At 62.8% G+C, this 18883-nt stretch carries 17 protein-coding genes; 9 read left to right on the top strand and 8 right to left on the bottom strand.

The genetic code is table 11. The features are described from left to right. Positions 1-31: 31 nt before the first annotated feature. The 4 genes from NO934_RS09795 to NO934_RS09780 all read right to left on the bottom strand — a co-directional run bounded on the left by NO934_RS09795 (position 32) and on the right by NO934_RS09780 (position 5251). Complete coding sequence (locus NO934_RS09795) at positions 32-2209, bottom strand: chemotaxis protein CheA (protein WP_309159776.1); 2178 nt, start codon at positions 2207-2209, stop codon at positions 32-34. A gap of 39 nt (positions 2210-2248) precedes the next feature. After that, positions 2249-2608 (bottom strand): response regulator, encoded by a 360-nt coding sequence (locus NO934_RS09790; protein WP_309159775.1) that lies wholly within the window; start codon positions 2606-2608, stop codon positions 2249-2251. A gap of 7 nt (positions 2609-2615) precedes the next feature. After that, positions 2616-2906, bottom strand: a complete 291-nt coding sequence (locus NO934_RS09785) for an STAS domain-containing protein (protein WP_309159774.1) — start codon at positions 2904-2906, stop codon at positions 2616-2618. Between the two features lie 110 nt (positions 2907-3016). Then, the gene (locus NO934_RS09780; RefSeq protein ID WP_309159773.1) at positions 3017-5251 is read right to left on the bottom strand and encodes an EAL domain-containing protein; all 2235 of its coding nucleotides are present in this window, start codon (positions 5249-5251) and stop codon (positions 3017-3019) included. 432 nt (positions 5252-5683) lie between these two features. On the opposite strand from NO934_RS09780, the gene NO934_RS09775 reads away from it, so the two are divergent. Beyond that, positions 5684-6424, top strand: coding sequence for a hypothetical protein (locus NO934_RS09775; protein ID WP_309159772.1), 741 nt, complete (start codon positions 5684-5686; stop codon positions 6422-6424). Between the two features lie 7 nt (positions 6425-6431). Here NO934_RS09775 and NO934_RS09770 read toward each other — a convergent pair whose 3' ends face one another. Beyond that, entirely contained in the window at positions 6432-7289 is an 858-nt protein-coding gene (locus tag NO934_RS09770; protein ID WP_309159771.1) for an alpha/beta hydrolase, read from the bottom strand. Between the two features lie 113 nt (positions 7290-7402). On the opposite strand from NO934_RS09770, the gene NO934_RS09765 reads away from it, so the two are divergent. Next, positions 7403-8233, top strand: coding sequence for a class I SAM-dependent methyltransferase (locus NO934_RS09765; RefSeq protein ID WP_309159770.1), 831 nt, complete (start codon positions 7403-7405; stop codon positions 8231-8233). On the opposite strand, the gene NO934_RS09760 is transcribed toward NO934_RS09765, so the two are convergent. After that, positions 8234-9169 (bottom strand): GlxA family transcriptional regulator, encoded by a 936-nt coding sequence (locus tag NO934_RS09760; protein ID WP_309159769.1) that lies wholly within the window; start codon positions 9167-9169, stop codon positions 8234-8236. Between the two features lie 84 nt (positions 9170-9253). On the opposite strand from NO934_RS09760, the gene NO934_RS09755 reads away from it, so the two are divergent. Continuing rightward, positions 9254-10393 (top strand): DJ-1/PfpI family protein, encoded by a 1140-nt coding sequence (locus tag NO934_RS09755; RefSeq protein ID WP_309159768.1) that lies wholly within the window; start codon positions 9254-9256, stop codon positions 10391-10393. A 6-nt stretch (positions 10394-10399) separates the two neighbouring features. Here the strand turns inward: NO934_RS09755 and NO934_RS09750 are convergent, their stop codons facing one another. Beyond that, entirely contained in the window at positions 10400-11452 is a 1053-nt protein-coding gene (locus NO934_RS09750) for an enoyl-CoA hydratase/isomerase family protein (RefSeq protein WP_309159767.1), read from the bottom strand. Between the two features lie 131 nt (positions 11453-11583). Between NO934_RS09750 and NO934_RS09745 the strand changes: the two genes are divergently transcribed. Both NO934_RS09745 and NO934_RS09740 read left to right on the top strand, forming a co-directional pair. Further along, positions 11584-12912 (top strand): SAF domain-containing protein, encoded by a 1329-nt coding sequence (locus tag NO934_RS09745; RefSeq protein ID WP_309159766.1) that lies wholly within the window; start codon positions 11584-11586, stop codon positions 12910-12912. Between the two features lie 26 nt (positions 12913-12938). Then, positions 12939-14033 carry a pyridoxal phosphate-dependent aminotransferase gene (locus tag NO934_RS09740; protein ID WP_309159765.1) on the top strand — a complete coding sequence of 365 codons (1095 nt, stop codon included), beginning with the start codon at positions 12939-12941 and terminating at the stop codon, positions 14031-14033. A gap of 9 nt (positions 14034-14042) precedes the next feature. Here NO934_RS09740 and NO934_RS09735 read toward each other — a convergent pair whose 3' ends face one another. Next, positions 14043-14327: a hypothetical protein gene (locus NO934_RS09735; protein ID WP_309159764.1), complete on the bottom strand. Its 285-nt coding sequence runs from the start codon at positions 14325-14327 to the stop codon at positions 14043-14045. A gap of 480 nt (positions 14328-14807) precedes the next feature. Between NO934_RS09735 and NO934_RS09730 the strand changes: the two genes are divergently transcribed. The 4 genes from NO934_RS09730 to NO934_RS09715 all read left to right on the top strand — a co-directional run bounded on the left by NO934_RS09730 (position 14808) and on the right by NO934_RS09715 (position 18872). Further along, positions 14808-15485: a sugar transferase gene (locus NO934_RS09730; protein WP_309159763.1), complete on the top strand. Its 678-nt coding sequence runs from the start codon at positions 14808-14810 to the stop codon at positions 15483-15485. A gap of 55 nt (positions 15486-15540) precedes the next feature. Then, positions 15541-16413 carry a 3'(2'),5'-bisphosphate nucleotidase CysQ gene (gene cysQ / locus NO934_RS09725; RefSeq protein ID WP_309159762.1) on the top strand — a complete coding sequence of 291 codons (873 nt, stop codon included), beginning with the start codon at positions 15541-15543 and terminating at the stop codon, positions 16411-16413. Positions 16414-16515: 102 nt separating this feature from the next. Beyond that, entirely contained in the window at positions 16516-17862 is a 1347-nt protein-coding gene (locus NO934_RS09720) for a UDP-glucose/GDP-mannose dehydrogenase family protein (protein ID WP_309159761.1), read from the top strand. Then, entirely contained in the window at positions 17859-18872 is a 1014-nt protein-coding gene (locus tag NO934_RS09715) for an NAD-dependent epimerase/dehydratase family protein (RefSeq protein WP_309159760.1), read from the top strand. Before NO934_RS09720 ends, NO934_RS09715 begins: the two co-directional genes overlap by 4 nt. The last annotated feature ends 11 nt before the right edge of the window (positions 18873-18883 follow it).

Here is an 18883-nt window from a genome sequence, read left to right as displayed (position 1 = left end):
TTACCTAGCCGTCCTGGCTCCCATTGGCGTTCTATGCCGCATTCTGATGGGCATTTGTCGATTTGAGAGATTGCACATCAACAATCAACGCAACGTTACCATCGCCAAGGATCGTGCCGCCGGCGATGCCGTCGATGCGCTCGAAATTCTCTTCGAGCGATTTGATCACCACCTGCTGCTGGCCGATGATGTCGTCGACCACCAGCGCGATCTTGGAATTGCCCTCGGCCTCGCACAGCACCACGAACCGACTGTCCTCGGACTGGGTGGAAGCCAGGCCGAAGCGCTGGGCGAGATCGACGACCTGCACGTAATCACCGCGCACCTGCAGCACTTTCCCGCCCGAGGGCATATGCCCGAAATCGGCGCGTGCGTTCTGGATGGTCTCAACGATGGAAGAGAGCGGGATGACGTAGGGGCTGCCGGCCACCTTGACCAGCATGACATCGAGCACGGCCAGCGTCAGCGGCAGGCGCAGCGTCATGCGCGTGCCCTTGCCGGTCCAGGAGCGCACATGGACCGAACCGCCGATCTTCTTGATGTTGGAAAGGACCACGTCCATGCCTACGCCACGGCCCGAGATGTCGGAAACCTCGCTCGCCGTTGAAAAGCCGGGGGCAAAGATGAGGTTGTCGATCTGCTCGTCGGTCAATTGCTGGTCGGGGCCAACGACGCCGCGCTCGCGCGCGATCTGGAGAACGCGGTCGCGGTTGATGCCCGCCCCGTCATCTTCCACAACGATAAGGATGTTGCCGCCCGCCTGTTCGGCCGAGAGCCTGATGGTGCCCATTTCAGGCTTGCCCGCGGCAAGCCGCTTTTCGGGGCTTTCGATGCCGTGATCGGCCGAATTGCGCACCATGTGGGTAAGGGGATCGGAAAGCTGCTCGATCACCGTCTTGTCGATCTCGGTGGCTTCCCCGATGGTGTCGAGCTTGATCTTCTTGCCGGTTTTGGCCGCCAGCTCGCGAACCAGACGCGGCATGCGCGAGAACACCGATTTGACCGGTTGCGCCCGGATCGCCATCACCGCGTCCTGCAGGCCGCGCGTGGTCTGGGCCAGAACCTCGATGCCGCGCACCAGCTCCTGGTAGCGGTCGCGGATGGCGTCATCCATCTGCTGGGTCAGCATGGACTGGGTGATGACCAGCTCGCCCACCATATTGACGACGCGATCGACCTTGTCGAGATCGACCCGGATCGAAGACATCCCGATAGGCCGGCCGGCGGTCTCCTCGGCAGCCTCGCTCGTGGTGGAGGCCGGCGCGATGGGGGCCGGCTCTTGAGCGCGAACGGCCGGTGCCGCGAAAGCAGGTTCAAGTTCGGCCATCAGGTCGTCGGGCTCACCGGTCGGCACGAATTTGCGCTCCGCCTTGGCCTCTTCGGCCAGCGCGGCAAAGCTCGGCATCTCCTCGTCCATCGCCAGGGGCGCGGCCTCGCTCCTTTCGATCGAAATGGCGCAATCGCCATCGACGAATTCGAAGACTTCGCGGATCGCCTCTTCGCTTGCCTTGTCCGAGACCAGTTCGATGGTCCAGGAACAATAGACCCCGAAGGGATCGAAATCGGCCAGGAGCGGCATTTTCGCAAGCTCCGGCGTCACCGTCATCGTGCCCAGCAGCCCCAGTTCGCGGAACAGCAGCAGCGGATCGTTGGCACGCTCATAGAGCGTGGCAAAGGGCGTAAACCGGATGGTCCAGACGGTCCCGCCGCCGGCGGTGGCCTGGGCCGTGGACGCATCGAGGTTCACCACGACGGGGGTGAAATCGATATCGAATTCATCCACCGCTTCCTCGCCATCCTCGGGCTGGGCCAATTCGACCGCATCGCCGCGGCTGAGCGCATCGAACTGCGCCTTTTCCACGGCGCCATAATCGGCAGCCAGCGTCTCGCCATTGCGTGCCGCGGCGACGAAATCGGCAACGATGTCGACCGAACGGATGCAGAGGACGACCACGTCCTCGCCGAGCTCCACTCGTCCGTCCCGGACATAGTCGAGCAGCGTCTCGAAGCTGTGGGCGAAGCGCACCAGCGCATCGAACCCGAAAGCCCCGCCCCCGCCCTTGATCGAATGAATGGCGCGGAACACCGCGTTCAGGCGATCGGGGCTTCTGTCGCCCTCCTGGATCGCCGAAAACTGCTCCTCGAGTTCGAGCAGCAATTCGGAACATTCATCGAAATATGTGGCCTTGAATTCGTCGAGGTCACTCATTTTGCCAGCCACAGCCCCCTGTGCGCGCGCCCGAGATGTCTAGTGGACGACCTTGTTGATGACGCTGATAAGCTTTTCGGGATCGAACGGTTTGACGATCCAGCCCGTCCCGCCGGCAGCGCGCCCCTGGTCGCGCTTGTCCTGGCTGGTTTCGGTGGTGAGGATGAGGATCGGCAAGCTCTGATGCTTGCCGGTCGAACGCACTTGTTTGATGAACTCGATCCCGTCCATCACCGGCATGTTGATATCGGTGATCACCACATCGACATCCTCGCGGCCCAGAACGTCGAGCCCGACCTGTCCGTTTTCGGCCTGCAGCACCTCAAAACCCGCATTGGTGAGGGTGTGGTGCAGCATGGCGAGGATGGTTCGCGAATCGTCGACTGTGAGAACGCGCATAAGAGAATTATCCCTTGAGAACGGGTTTAAAGACCGGACCGAGTCCGAGCTTTTCGATTGCGCCGGTAACTACCGTGCTCGCATCCGAAATTGTGAAGGAGAAACCGGATTTTTTCGCCGTTTCCGAGGCGCTCAGGAGCATGAACAGCGCATTGGTCGAGACGCGCTCGACAGCCGAGCCATCGACATCGACCGGACCGGCATGCAGAGCATCGAGCAGGGCTTCGCGGATCTCATCGAGCGCATCGAGATCGACAACCCGTGGCAAGGCCACGGACTGAGCTTGCGATTTTGGCATTTGAGGCCGTTTCCCCGCCCATTGATTTGCAGTGGCGGGAGTTTGTCTGCCAAGCGTTTAAGAAGTCCTAAGCGCAGGTGGCGCCATACAAAAATGGGTCGGTTCGGATCTCAGGCAACCTGATCGAAATCGACCTTGCCCGCTTCGAGCAGGCTCGGGATGTCCTTGGCGGGACGCGGAGGTGAAAAGAGGAATCCCTGCACCTCTTCGATGCTCGATTGGCGCATCAGCAGCGTCAGTTGCGGCCGGGTCTCGACCCCTTCGACAACCACCGACATGCCCAGATCCGCCGTCAGCCGCGCCACGCCCACCAAAAGCTTGCGCGAGCGGCTGTCCGCCTCGACGTCCTGAAGGAACGAGCGGTCGATCTTGACCTTGTCGAGCGGGAAATGATGCAGATAGCTCAAGCTCGCATAACCGGTGCCGAAATCGTCGAGCGATATCCGCACCCCCAACCGCTTGAGGTTTTCGAGCACGGTCCGGGTCACTTCGGTGTTTTCCATGAGCACCGATTCGGTGATCTCGAGCTCCAACCGGTGCGCGGGCAGGCCCGAACGCTCCAAGGCCGAGATCACCGAGCGCACCACATCCCCGCGCCGGAACTGGATGGGCGAGATGTTGACGGCAACCCCGACCTCTCCCGGCCAGGACGCGCACTGCCGGCACGCCTCATGCAGGATCCAGTCGCCAAGCTCGATGATGACGTTGGTTTCCTCGGCCAGGGGGATGAATTCGGCCGGCGAAATCATGCCCCGCTCCGCATGGCGCCAGCGCACCAACGCCTCGCATACGGTGGTCTGCCCGGTCTTGAGGTTGATGATGGGCTGGAAGAACACTTCGAAATTGCCGTTTTCGAGCGCGTCGCGAACGGCGATTTCCAGAGCCCGCCGGTCCTGGGCCCGCACATCCATGTCCGGTTCGAAGAACCGCCACACCCCGCGCCCATCGGACTTGGCGCAATAGAGCGCCAGATCGGCATTCTTGAGCACCTGATCGAACGTCTCGCCATCCGTGGGCTCGATGGCAATGCCGATGCTGGCACCGATGACGATCTGGTGTCCCTCGACCGTGAACACATCACCGAGCGCGCTGACGATGCGGCGGGCGGTAAGGCTCGCCTCCTTGGCATCGCCACCCCGCAAGGGCCGCAGGACCACGAATTCGTCACCGCCGAAACGGGCAATCACGTCGGAAGGCCGCAGAACGCGGCGCAGCCGGGCGGCGACCTGGCACAGCAGCGCATCGCCGCATGGGTGGCCCAGGGTGTCGTTGACCACCTTGAACTGGTCGAGATCGATAAACAGCAACGCGCATGCCTGCCCACGAGCGGCGACGGCTTCGAACTGCTCCTGGAAATAGCTGCGGTTGGGCAGGCCGGTCAGCGCATCATAGCGCGCCAGATGCTCGATGCGCGCCTCGGCCCTGCGCTTTTCGCTGATGTCTTCGACCAGCATCACGCAGCCGCCCGCCTCGATGGGCTGGAAGGTCAGCTCCAGGATCTTCTCGCCCGCCGCTTCGAGCACGAGAGCCCCGCTGCATCCGGCGGCGAACCAGTCCTGGAAGGATTCGATCACCTTTTGCCGCCCTTCCTTGGGCACCGAATTGGCCTCGAGCGTGCGCGCGAGCAGGGTCACGGCCTTGCGGCCTTTCCAGCGGCCCCCGGTCGGCAAACCTAAAAGCGTGAGGAAGCGCTCGTTGCAGACCACGAAGCGCTGGTCGGCATCGAACATGCACAACCCGTGCGGCATGTTGTTGACGGCGGTATCGAAATGGGAGGCCAGCGCCCGCAGGTCATGGGACGCGACCACGGCGTCGAACAGGGTATGGCGCAAGCGCGTCGCAATGTTTCTTACGCTCATGAAGAAGGGCACGAGCAGCAGCGCGAGAAACACATAGGCGAATTCGTATTGCAGAAGCAGCCCCGCCACCATGGGCACAGCGGCCGTTATGGTGGTGAAGGTCACGAGCTGGTCGGAGGCGTAGTTGCGGCCCGTAATGCCGATCATATAGGCCAGACACACCGCAAAGCTCACAAGATGAACCGCGGGATCCTGGGTGAGAAGAAAGGTGAGGAAGCACCAGAGGCTCAAAAACACCGCAAAGGTGCTCGACCCCAGGATGTAGCGCTTCTCCCAGCGCCGCGCCTCGGCCAGCGCCTGGGGCCCGGGCATGGCGCGCTCATAAGCGTTCATGTCCATCCAGCGCACGAACCCGGTGAGGCCCAAGGGAATGGCGCAGCCCGCGATCCACATCGAGCCGCTCATCCAGCCGGTGACCAGTGCCGCGGCAATGGCGCTGCCCGTACCCGAAAACAGCGAGCGCCGGTCCTTATAAAGGGCGGTCACCGAGGAAATGTAGACTTCTGCCGGTAAATTCGGCGTATTTTCCCGAGACTGCGGACGCATGGCCACTCTGTCTAACATGAGGCAGTCTGCTTTATAGACGGCAAAAGCTTAAAATGTATTCTTTTAACCTCTTCAACTTTGAGAGCAGCGCTTAGCAGATCGTTTGCAAATGATTAGCCGACAAGCGCGCTCGTCCAAAGAGGCATAAATCCTTCCGCCAGCATAATGCACGCAAGGTCTGCCAGCGACCACCACGCCCGCATTGTGTTTACCTTTATGGTTGTTGAAATATGAACGTTTTAAGAAACCAAGTTCTAATTGATTACTAAAACGTTAACGAATAATACTTCGACGCAGAAGGCACGCCGAAGACAATTGACCTTGGTTAAATTTTAATTAAAAATTGCCCTTATACGGTTTGGAGGGCAAGCCATGAGTTCCGTTGCACCCGGTTCGGGAGTCTCGTTTTCACAACGTCTGATCGATTTCCTTGACAGGATCGAATATCGCCGCCTCGAAGAGCCGGCCGAGCGCGAGCAGGCATTCAACCTGCGATATGAAGCCTATGTCCGCGAGGGGATGATCTCCATCTCCTTCGATAAGCGGCTAACCGATGCCTATGACGAGATGGACAACGTCCATGTCTTCGGCATCTACATGGATGGCGAAATCGCCAGCACCATCCGGGTGCATGTCGCCAGCCCCGGCATGGCCCATTCACCGACTGTGGACGCGTTCCCCGAAATGCTGATGCCCGAGATCGACAAGGGCAGCACCATCGTCGATCCCACCCGGTTCGCGGTGCATCCCGCCATGAGCGGGCGTTATCCCGAACTGCCCTATGTCACCGCGCGGCTAGGCTTTCTGGCGTCTGAATATTACGCCGCCGATCTGGGGCTTGCCTCGGTACGGCTCGAGCACCAGGCATTCTATAAGCGCCTGTTCGGTTTGCGGCCCTTGTGCCCGCCCCGCGTCTACCATGGCATGAACAAGCAGCTCAGCCTGATGGGCATAAACTATTGTGCCGTGCGCGAAAGCGTCGTCGCCCGCTTTCCCTTCATGCGCACCACCGCCGAGGAGCTCGACACTCTCTTCGGCATGGCTTCGGTTCCGCTGGGCGCCCTGGCTGCCGCAGCGGCAGCCCGCAATGTCGAGTCCGTTGGCACCCGATAGTCAGCGATCAGGCGTGGCGGCGAAGGCCGCCCGCCGCTCCCGCCGCCGCCCATGCTGCGACATCATCGAGAAAGCGCCCCAACAGCGCGTTGAACTCTCGAGGAGCCTCCAGGAATGGCGCATGAACCGCTTTCTCGATGACATGGCAGCGCCCATCCCAGAGATTGGCGTAGTTGAGACCGGCAAGGTATTCGAGACGGGCGAAAGGTTCGTTCTGGCCATTGACCACGGCAAGCGGAGCCCGGTTATGCTCGACCACATATTTCTGATCGACGCCCAGCCCGGCCATTATGCCCCGCCCCATGATGCGGCGCATGCGCCAGTCGGTGCGTTCGATAAGCGCGCGGAAGTCCTGCGGCCCTCTGGCCCCGAAGCACATCCGGAAGAAGCGGTCGACGTCCCGCGGCCGCAAGCGACCCCGCGTGGTGAGCGCGAGATCGGTGTTGGGCTGAAAACCGCGCAACACACCCAGGATGCCGCGCGAAATCGGTGGCGTACCCACGATCATCAGTCCGGCAATGCGCGGATCGCGCTCGATAAGCTCGATCCCGATATGCCCGCCCAGCGACCAGCCGACCACGGCGAGATGCTCGATGGCCAGAGCATCGAGAACCTCGGCCACGGTATCGGCGAGCCCCGGCATGGTGTACCCGGCCTGCGGATCGCGCGCATTGCCCGACTGTCCATGCCCGGGCAGGTCGATGGCGATCAGCCGGTAGCGTTGGGCAAGCGGGCTCTGAAACTGACGGAAGAACACGTTGCGCGCGTTCGAATTGCCGTGCAGCAGCAGCACCGGAAAGCCGTTCCCCTGCGTGTCGCTGAGCGCGATCCGCGCCTGACTGCATTCGACTTCGCCGTATACCATGGCCGCTTCCGCACAGCACCTTCCTTTCCCCATCCTACAAGACAGGCCTCTCCAGCCCGTTAATGATTTCACACCCGACCTTTCCCTATCGATCAACCAGACATGAGGACCCAATGAGCACACCCGGCGCCCAACCCGCACACGACGATTACATCCTGGGCCATTCCGAACGCGAACTGGCGCGGCTTGAGCAGCAGGCGGCGCTCTTTGCCGGACAAACCCGCGATATTCTGCTGCGTGCCGGGCTGGAAAAGGGGATGCGGGTTCTCGATCTCGGCTGCGGCGTGGGCGACGTCTCGCTCATCGCTGCCGAAATCGTCGGGCCCCAAGGTTCGGTCACCGGCATCGATCCCTCCGAAGCGGCGCTTTCGGTCGCGCGGGCCAGAGCGCACCGGCGCGGCTTCGATATCGCGTTCGACGTGACGACGCTCGAGGCGATCGAAGAGCACCCCGAGGTCGATGCGGTGATCGGTCGGTTCATCCTGCTGCACATGACCGATCCGGGCGCCACCATCGCGGCACTCACCAGGCGGCTCAAGCCCGGCACGCTGGTAAATTTCATCGAGTTCGATATCACCTCGTCCTATGCCGAGCCGGCCCTGCCGCTTCTCCACGAGGCTATCGCGCGGATCGGTGAGGTCTATCGCCGCTCCGGCCGCGCCGCCGACATGGGCGCCCGGCTCTACCCTGCCTATCGCGCCGCCGGTCTCACACCGGAGATGATCGGGCTCACCCGCATCAGCAATCGCGATGATGTCGACGGCTTTGCCTTTATCGTCGAATCCACGCGCAGCCTGTTGCCGGCAATCGAAGCGCTCGGCATTGCGACGGCCGCCGAGATCGACATCGACACGCTGCATCAGCGCCTGCTCGACGAGGCAAGGGCGGGCGACCCGTGCATCTTCTACCCCCGTCTCGTCGGGGCATGGGCGCGGGTTTCCTGATCACTGCCTTGCGGTCCGCCGCAGCGATTGCGGCGGCTGACCGAGCGTGCGCAGGAAAGCCCGACGCATCTGCGCCGCATCGGAAAAGCCTGACCCGATAGCGATCTGCTCGAAGCTGCCAAAGCCGCACTCGATGGCCTCCTGCGCCGCTTCGAGCCGCAGACGTTCGACGGCCTTGGCCGGAGTGGCGCCGGTTTCGGCAAGAAAGCGCCGCGAAAAGTTGCGCGGGCTCATGGCCGCTTGCTCGGCGAGCCGCTCAACGCTCAGCGATTCGCCGAGATGGGCCCGCATCCATTCGATCAGCGGCCCAAAGCGCCCCTCTCCGCCCCGAACCTCGAGGCGTGGCGAATATTGCGACTGCCCGCCCGGCCGGCGCTTGTGCACCACGAGCTGCTGCGCCGTCCTATGGGCGATTTCGGGACCGCAATCGTCTTCAATCAGCGCCAGTGTCAGATCGATGCCCGCCGATATGCCTGCCGAGGTCCAGACCTCCCCATCGCGGGTAAAGATGCGATCAGGGCTTAGCCTGACCTGGGAATAGAGCCGGCGGAAGCGCTCGGTGCTGTCCCAATGGGTTGTCGCCTGCCGCCCGTTGAGCCTTCCCGCTTCGGCCAGAAAGAACGCGCCAGAGCACACGCTGGCCAGCCGCCGGGGACGAGCGGCCGCAAGCCAGGCGACAATGGCGGCGAACGCGGCCATGTTGCGCACGATTTCCCCACCTGAGACGATCACCGTGTCTGGCGCTACCGCCGGCAGTTTCCCGGCCCTGAGCGTCAGCCCCGAAGAGCTTGCGATCTCCCCTTCCTCGGGCGCCAGAATGCTGAGCTCATATCCCTCGTCCAGATCACGCGACGCGATTTCCAATGCCGCGGCCGGCCCCGTGGCGTCGAGGATCTGGAACCCCGGATGGATGATTATGCCCACCGTCCGCGCCATGGCCGTTTCTGCTCGAATTATGTCATTTCAGCCAGATTGAGCTTCGATTACCCTGAGGTCAAGCCACGGTCTGGGGAGATGATGATGAAGTGGTCGATCGTCCTGTCGGGCCTCGCCTGTGTCGTGCTGGCCGCCATTGCCGGTTTCGGCATCTGGGTGGCGATGCTGCCGCCCGCCGTGGTGGCCACGCCCGCCCCGGTGCCGGCCGAAGAAACCGCGGCGATCGTCGAGGCGCTGCGCCCGCCAAAGCGTGAGCGTCCGCTGATCGCTGTGATCGGCATCAATGATGCGACCGAGACCACCGATTACCTCATGCCCACCGGCATCCTGCGGCGTGCGGATGTGGCCGACGTGGTGCTGGTGGCAACCGAAGCCGGGCCGGTGGAACTCTATCCTGCACTGACGGTAATGCCCGACATGAGTGTCGCCCAGTTCGACGCTACCCATCCCGAGGGCGCCGACTATGTGATCGTTCCCGCCATGAGCCGGGACGACGATCCCGCAATCATGGCCTGGCTGGCCGCACAGGCCGGAAAGGGCAGCACCGTCATCGGCGTGTGTGCCGGCGCCAAGGTGGTGGCCGCCACCGGTCTGCTCGAAAACCGGCGCGGCACCACGCACTGGTTCTTCCTTGACGCATTGCGGCGCGAAAATCCCACGATGACCTACGTGCCAGACCGGCGCATCGTGGCTGACGGCAACGTCGTGACGACGACGGGGATTTCCGCTTCCATCCCCATGGCGCTCACTCTTGTCGAAGCGATCGCCGGCCGGCCACGGGCCGAAGCGGTCGCCGCCGAAATCGGCTTTGAGAGCTGGAACGCCGCCCATGACAGCGACGCCTTTTCCCTGACACGCCCCTTCGCCACGACCGTCATGGCCAATCTTACGGCCTTCTGGCAGCGCGAGGAGCACAGCCTCGCCCTCGAACCGCAATTTAATGCGGTTTCGCTCGCCATCGCTGCCGATGCCTGGTCGCGCACTTACCGCTCGCGGGCGCTGACGGTTGCCCCCAGCGCTGATGCGGTGACCGATCGGGACGGCATCCGCATCCTGCCCGATCGGGTGTCCAGTACAAATGCGCCCACCGCCACGCTGGCGCCGGGCTCCACCACGCCAGCCGCAGCCCTAAAGGGGACACTTGAGGAAATCTCGAGCCGCTACGGCCCCGCCACGGCCTATGTGGTCGCCATGCAGCTCGAATATCCCTGGCCGATGCCCTGACGCCGGCTAAGCCAGCGCCGCTTCCCCCAGCACCTTTTCGAGCGCATCGGAATCCACATCGGCAAGCCGCGCCGGCTGCCATTGGGGGTTCCGGTCCTTGTCGATCAGCACGGCGCGCACCCCTTCGGCGAAATCGGGCCGCAGCGCCATATGCTTGGCCAGCGCCAGATCGTCCTCGAGAATGGCCCGCACATCACGAAGCTGTCGCGCCCGCCGGTGGGAGATAACGATGGCGGCCAGCGATGTGGGACATTGACGGGCGATTGCCGCATGCAGCGCCGCGGCGCCCGGATCGCCCTCTTCGGCCAGATCGAGGAGGTTCTCGACGATCTTGCCTACGGTTTCGGCCGCAAACACCGGAGCCAGGGAATCGGCAAGCCCGCAAAAGCTCGCTTCCCCCGGATCGATCGATTCCGATTGGATGAGCGCGGTGATGGCCGTGTCCGGATCGCCCGCCTGCGCCGCCTCGATCACCCGTGCGCGCAGGCCGGCCAGAGCGTCCTCGGGCACCGCCGCATCGGCCAGCCCCAGCGCGATGGCATCGGCGACCGCCACAGTCTGCCCCGACATTAAAAAGGCGAGCGCCCGCGCCTGGGCGGTCTTATAAAGGATGGCGTTGACGCCCACGTCGCAGAAGAACCCGATCGCCCCTTCGGGCATGGCGAACCGGCTCGAAGCCGTGGCGATGCGATAGCGGGCGTGCGAGGATATTCCGATCCCCCCGCCCATGACGATGCCGTGCTGAAGGGCAACGATCGGCTTGGGATAGGTCGCGATCAGCCCGTTCATGTCGTATTCGTCGGCAAAGAACGCAGAGACCCGCCGCGTGTCGCCGACAAGTGCCAATTCCCGCGTCGCGCGCACGTCCCCGCCCGCGCACAACCCCTTTTCCCCTTCGCCCTCGATCAGGACGGCCCGCACCCGCTCGTTTTCGTCCCATTCGTCGAGGGCAGCGCGCACCGCCGCGATCATATCCGCGCTCAGGGCGTTGATCGCCCTAGGCCTGGCCAGCCGGATAATACCGCATGCGCCTTCGATCGAAATGGAGATGTCGTCCATGAGCCCCGTCCTCTTGCCTTTTCCATACTGCTATGGCCTCGCGCCGAAATGAAGCCCGTTCCGCATTTCCCTTGGCCCGGAAATGAATTAGGACAGGCGCACGACTAAACGCTGAAAGAACCCAAAGGGTCATGAAAATTTCAAGGACCGGCATCGCCCGGGATCTCGAACGCCTCAAGGATCAAGGCAAGCCGATCCGTCTCGGCATCATCGGCTCGGGTGAAATGGGCACAGATCTGGTCACTCAGGTGTCCCTGATGGACGGCATCGAGATCGCCGCCATTTCGACCCGCCGTCCGCACACCGCCATGGCCGCCATGGATATCGCCTATGGCCCCGGTGGGCAGAGCGATCACGCCCGTGAGGTGTCCTCGCGCAGCGCCATGAGCGCCGCCATCGACATGGGGCGGATCGCGGTCACCTCCGATACCGAGTTGATGGTCACGGCCCCCGAAGTGGACGTCATTATCGATGCGACCGGCAAGCCCGGCGTGGGCGCCGATTTCGACCTTCTGGGCATGGAGCACGGCAAACATCTGGTGATGATGAATGTCGAAGCCGACGTCACCATCGGCCCCTACCTCAAACACGAAGCCGATCGCCTCGGCGTCATCTATTCGGTGGGCGCTGGCGACGAGCCGTCCTCGTGCATGGAACTTATCGAATTCACCTCCGCCCTTGGCCTTGAGATCGTTGCCGCCGGCAAGGGCAAGAACAACCCCCTGAACCACGATGCGGTCCCCGCCGACTATGTCGAAGAAGCCACGCGCCGCAACATGAACCCCCGCATGCTCGTCGAATTCGTCGATGGCTCAAAGACCATGGTGGAAATGGCCGCCATCGCCAATGCGACGGGCCTTGTCCCCGACCGGCCGGGGATGCACGGGCCCAATGCGGACCGGGAAACGCTGCCCAAGGTGTTGATCCCCAAGGCCGATGGCGGCGTGCTCGAAAAATCCGGCGTTGTCGATTACACCATCGGCAAGGGCGTTGCGCCGGGCGTCTTCGTGATCGCCAGGGCCACCCATCCGCGCGTGGTCGAGAGAATGGACGATCTCCATGTCGGCCATGGCCCCTATTACGGGTTTTATCGCCCCTACCACCTCACCAGCCTCGAGGTGCCCCTCACCGCGGCGCGGATCATGCTTTACGGCAAGCCCGACATGGTACCGCTGGCCAACCCCGTCGCCGAAGTCTGTGCCGTCGCCAAGCGCGACCTTGTGCCGGGCACTCCGCTCGATGCCATCGGGGAAACCTGCTATCGCTCCTGGACCATGGCCGTGGCCGATGCCCGCGCCGCCGGCGCCATTCCGGTCGGCCTTCTCGAAGGCGGCACGGTCACCGCCCCGATCAAAAAAGGCGAGCTGTTGACCACATCAAACGCCACGCCCGATACCTCCACCAAGCTCTTTGCCCTGCGCAAGCGGCAGGACGAAATGCTCGCGGCGGCGCAAGGCTGAGAGCGAGAAACCGGAGGAGATCACGATTGAAACACCCCAGCCTTGCGCCAGTCATTGCCGCCCTGCCCCCGACGGTCCCCTTCGTGGGACCGGAAGTCATCGAGCGCCGCACCGACATCCCCTTCCGCGCACGGCTGGGCGCCAATGAAAGCGCCTTCGGTCCCTCACCCAAGGTGATCGCCGCCATCGCCGCTGCGGCAGGCGATGTCTGGACCTATGGGGATTCGGAAATCTTTGCCGTCCGCTCGGCGCTTTCGGACCATCTGGGCACGCCGGTCGAAACCCTCTCGGTGGGCGAGGGCATCGATGCGCTGCTAGGGCTGACCTGCCGCCTCTTTCTGGCGCAAAACGACCGCGTGGTGACCTCGCTGGGCGCCTACCCGACCTTCAACTATCACGTCGCCGCCCAAGGGGCCGAGCTCTCTACCGTGCCCTATGAAGACGATAGGGAAAGCCTTTCGGGCCTGCTCGAAGCGACACGGGCTGCCCCGACCAAAATCGTCTATCTGGCCAATCCCGATAATCCCATGGGCACCTGGTGGCCCGCCGAAGAGATCGAGCACTTCATTGACGCGGTTCCGCCCGAGACGCTGATCGTCCTCGACGAAGCCTATGGCGAAACCGCCCCGGCCGGCACGTTGCCGGCCATCGATGTTGCCCGTCCGAACCTCCTGCGCTTCCGGACCTTCTCAAAAGCCTATGGGCTGGCTGGCATGCGCATCGGCTATTGCATCGGCCCGGCTGATCTCATTGCCGCCTTCGATCGCATCCGCAATCATTTCGGCGTCAACAAGCTCGCCCAGATCGCCGCGCTGGCGGCATTGGACGATCAGGACTATCTCGACCGCACCGTCCAGGCGATCGCCGCCGGTCGCGACCGCATCGCCGAGCGCGCCCGGCAATTGGGACTCGCCCCCATCGCCTCGGCCACCAACTTCGTCGCCATCGATTGCGGCAGCACCGCGCGCGCCGGCGCCATTCTTGAGCGGCTGCTCGCCCGCGGCATCTTCGTGCGCAAACCTGCCGTGCCAGTCCTCGACCGCTGCATCCGCCTCAGTGTCGGCAGGCCAGCCGATATCGAACTGGCCTGCGATACGCTCGAAGCGATATTGGCCGAGTAGCTGACAAAATCAGCTCGGGCTGGCCGGCACCGGTTCACTCACGGCGGCAACCGGAAGATCGACTCCCGTTTCGACAGCGGCCGAAAGCTCGGCAATCTGGTTGGCCTGGGCGGGGTCGGTCACGGCCGGCACGATGGCCGAAAGCGCCGCGGCAATGACCGGCGAACCGGTTCCAGCGACAAGGGACGACGATGCCAGCGTGGCAGCGAGCATGCCCAAGGCAATATCGGCTTCGGCTGCAGGAAGCCCAAAAAGGCCGGCGGTATACGCTTCGACAGCGGCAAGGCAGTCCATCTCGCTTGCCTCCGCAGATGCACAGGCAGTTTCGACAACCAAAGTGTCGAGAGTTTGCGCAACACCAGGTGAGGCTATGGAAACACAAAGCGCTGCGGCAATCGCCGCATAAGGAAATCCCTTGAACATAACCACACGCCCCCAAGCGTAGAATGCACGTCCAATTCAAAATGCTACGGAGGCGCCATTTACGAGTCAATAACCATGTATGCCCGCCTCGTCTGAGCGCGCGGGCAGAACTCTACGCCAGCAATATCCCGTGCGCCGCCGAGATCATGAAGGTTAACCATTCGATAATAAGCCGTTCACGGTTGTTAAAATTCGTGCCAATGTGACCGTCCGACATAACCGATTATTGCTGCATTTGCTGTGGGGGCCGCGAATATGCAGGAATTGGCCGCGGAGCGGACGCATGCTCATAGCCTGAGGCAGTCAGCCAGAGAAACGCCAGGGCACCGTTCCACCGAAAAGGCGGTGCGGATGCCGCAATCGGGCCTCATGCTGACGCTGATCGAAGGCCAACCTGTCCTTTCCCGTCCCACTCCGCTCAGGGTGGCACAATTGGCCGTCAAGCGTTGCTTCGATATCGCCTTCAGCCTGCTCGCGCTTATTCTGTTTCTTCCCGGCTTTGTGGCAATCGCCATGTTCGTCCGCCTCTCGAGTGCGGGGCCCGTTTTCTTCAGGCAGCCACGTGAGGGACTGAACGGCCAGCCGATCGGCGTACTCAAATTCCGCACCATGTATGTCGATCGCTGCGACGTCACGGGCATGATGCAAACGGTGCGCGATGATCCCCGCGTTACTCCCGTCGGTCGCTTCCTGCGCCGGACGTCGATCGACGAATTGCCCCAGCTCATCAACGTGCTCAAGGGCGACATGTCGCTGATCGGTCCAAGGCCGCATGCGTTCGGCATGCTGGCCGGCGGCGTTCCCTATGATCACCTCGTTCCTTATTATTCGGCGCGGCAAGCCATGAAGCCGGGGCTCTCGGGCTGGGCGCAGGCCCATGGGCTCCGCGGACCAACCGATGACCCCGCCCGGGCGAGGGCGCGGATCGACCACGATCTCGCCTATATTGAAAATTTCTCGCTGCTTCTCGATCTAAGGATCATCTGGATAACCGTGCGGCAGGAGTTCCTGAACGGAACTGGCCTTTAGCTCTTGGGCCAACTGCATTACCATCGCGCACGACAGCTTAGAAATGCCGAGTTCCATGACAGCGCCAGATCCCCGCCCTGCCCAGCCACCGACGCTTGATGAGATGACCGGCGAATTCGCCAAGATCGCGCTCAGCGCTGGAGAATTGATCCTGACCATCTATGGCAGGGACTTTTCCGTCCAGACCAAAGCCGACGACACCCCGCTGACCGAGGCCGACACCGCCGCCGAGGCGCTGATCATGAATCGACTGGCTGCGCTGCTCCCGAATATCCCCGTCGTCGCCGAGGAAGCGGTCGCCAATGGTCTTAAGCCGGTGCTCGCCGACCGTTTCATCCTGGTGGATCCGCTGGACGGCTCCAAGGAATTCATCGCCCGCAATGGCGAGTTCACCGTCAATATCGCCCTTATCGAACACGGCGTTCCCGTTGCCGGGGTGGTCTATGCGCCGGCATTGGGCCGGATCTGGTGGGGCAGCCGCACCAGTGGCGCCTTTGCAGCCAGGGTCGAGAACCACGCGATGATCGAGACGGTGCCGGTCAAGGTGCGGGTGGCGCCCAAATCCGGGCTGATGGCCATTGGCAGCCGCTCCCACGGGAGCGGCCAAGCCGACACGCGCCTTGACGCCCTTGAGATCACCGATTTCTCGACAGCCGGGTCGTCGCTCAAATTCTGCCTGCTTGCCGAAGGCGCCGCCGATCTTTATCCTCGGTTCGGCCGGACGATGGAATGGGACACCGCCGCCGGTGACGCCATTCTGCGCGCCGCGGGCGGACATGTAATCGACATGGCAGGACAGCCCCTACGCTATGGCAAGTGCAACCAACCCGCCGACAGCGATTTCGCCAATTGCGCCTTCTGGGCCATTGGCGATGGCGCCATCATCAGAAAAGTCTGCGGCGATGCAACCGCCGTCGAATCGCAATAATGCCCGGATAAAGACATAGGGCGCTTGAGTGCAAAGATGCGGTGATTACCGCGCGGACCGCTGGGGTCGGTGCGGAACGCCCGAAAAACAGGTGGATTTTTAATGCGTATAACGATGATCGGATCCGGCTATGTGGGCCTTGTGAGCGGGGCGTGCTTTTCCGATTTCGGCCATGAGGTGACGTGCGTCGATCTCGATGCGGGCAAGATCGACAGGCTCAAGCAAGGGATCATCCCGATCTTCGAGCCCGGGCTCGACACGCTGGTGACCACCAATGCCGCTGCCGGGCGCCTCGCGTTCACCACCGATCTGGCCAGCGCCGTCGCCGATGCCGACGTGGTCTTCATCGCGGTGGGCACCCCCTCGCGCCGCGGCGACGGGCATGCCGATCTCTCCTATGTCCACGCCGCCGCCGCCGATATCGCCCGCGCTCTCAAGGGCTTCACCGTGATCGTCACCAAATCAACGGTGCCCGTGGGCACCGGCGATGAAGTCGAGCGCATCATCGCCGACACCAATCCCGATGCCGATTTCGTCGTGGTCTCCAACCCCGAATTCCTGCGCGAAGGCGCCGCTATCGACGATTTCAAGCGCCCCGATCGTATCGTGGTCGGCCTTGAGGACGAACGCGCCCGCCCGGTGATGGAAGAGGTCTATCGCCCGCTCTATCTCAACCAGGCGCCCGTGATGTTCACGGGAAGGCGCACCGCCGAACTCATCAAATATGCCGCCAACGCGTTCCTCGCCATGAAGATCACCTTCATCAACGAGATGGCCGATCTGTGCGAGAAGGCCGGGGGCGACGTACAGGCCGTCGCGCGCGGCATCGGGCTCGACAAGCGCATCGGATCGAAATTCTTGAATGCCGGTCCCGGCTATGGCGGCAGTTGTTTTCCCAAGGACACGCTGGCCTTGGTCAAGACCGGCCAGGATTTCGACGCTCCCCTGCGGCTTATCGAGACCACGGTGGCGGTCAACGATAACCGCAAGCGGGCCATGGGCCGCAAGGTGATTGCGGCCTGCGAGGGCAATGTGCGCGGCAAGACCATCGGCATTCTGGGGTTGACTTTCAAGCCCAACACCGACGACATGCGCGATGCCCCCTCCATCGCCATCATCCAGACCCTGCTCGATGCGGGAGCAACTATCCGTGCCTATGATCCCGAAGGCATGGAGATGGCCAAGTCGATGATCTCGGGCATCGAATATGCGGCCGATGCCTATGACGCCGCAAAGGATGCGGACTGTCTGGTTCTGGTGACCGAATGGAACCAGTTCCGCTCGCTCGACCTGGGCCGTCTCAAGGCGGCCATGGCAACCCCCGCCCTGGTCGACCTTCGCAACGTCTATCGCCGCTCCGACGTGGAAAAGGCCGGCTTCACCTACGCCTCGATCGGACGCAGCCAAGCGGTAGGCGATCACGAAGGCCGGATGGACGCAGCCGAATGAAGGTTTTCATCACCGGTTCGGCGGGCTTTATCGGCTTTCACCTGACCAGGCGCCTCCTTGCTGACGGCCATCAGGTCGTCGGTTTCGATGGCATGACCGCCTATTACGACCCCGCTCTCAAGCAGGCGCGGCTCGCTATTTTGCGCCGGTCCAACGCCTTCAGCGCCGTCGAGGCCATGCTCGAGGACAAGGATGCGCTGACCGAAGCCATCGCCTTGTTTGCGCCCGATATCGTCATCCATCTCGCGGCCCAGGCCGGCGTGCGTTACAGTCTCGAGCATCCCGACACCTATATCAGCGCCAATCTTGTGGGCACCTTCAACCTGCTCGAAGCGGTAAGGGCCAATCCGGTACAACACCTTCTGATCGCCTCCACCTCCTCGGTCTATGGCGGCAACGCGCAAATGCCGTTCAGGGAAGTGGACCGAACCGACTTCCCCGTCTCGCTCTATGCGGCCACCAAGAAGGCCTGCGAGGCGATGAGCCACTCCTATTCGCACCTCTGGAAGATCCCCACCACCTGCTTTCGGTTCTTCACCGTCTACGGCCCCTGGGGGCGCCCGGACATGGCGCTGTTCAAATTCGTCGACGCCATCGAACGCGGAGAGGCGATCGAGGTCTATGGCAATGGCCAGATGCAGCGCGACTTCACCTATATCGACGATCTGGTCGAGGGCATCGTGCGCCTGTCGGCTGCGATTCCCGAGGAAGGCCGACCAGTCGAGGCGGCTGGCGTCACCGATTCCCTTTCCTCGGTCGCGCCCTGGCGCGCGGTCAACATCGCCGGCGGCCAGCCCGTGGGGCTGATGCCCTTCATCGAGACCATTGAAAAATGCCTGGGCCGCACCGCCAACAAGACCATGCTGCCCATGCAGCAGGGCGATGTGGTCGCCACATACGCCAATGAGGGTCTGCTTGAAGCCCTCACGGGCTTCGTGCCCGGCATCGACGTCGAAACCGGCGTTAAAGCCTTCGTTGATTGGTATCGCAGGTACAAGGATGCTGCGTGAGGTCGAAACGA

It is taken from the genome of Pelagibacterium sp. H642, from assembly GCF_031202855.1.
Taxonomy (GTDB): Bacteria; Pseudomonadota; Alphaproteobacteria; order Rhizobiales; family Devosiaceae; genus Pelagibacterium.
The sequence above is the reverse complement of the archived record's forward strand: the minus strand, read 5'-3'. Positions and strand labels throughout refer to the sequence as shown.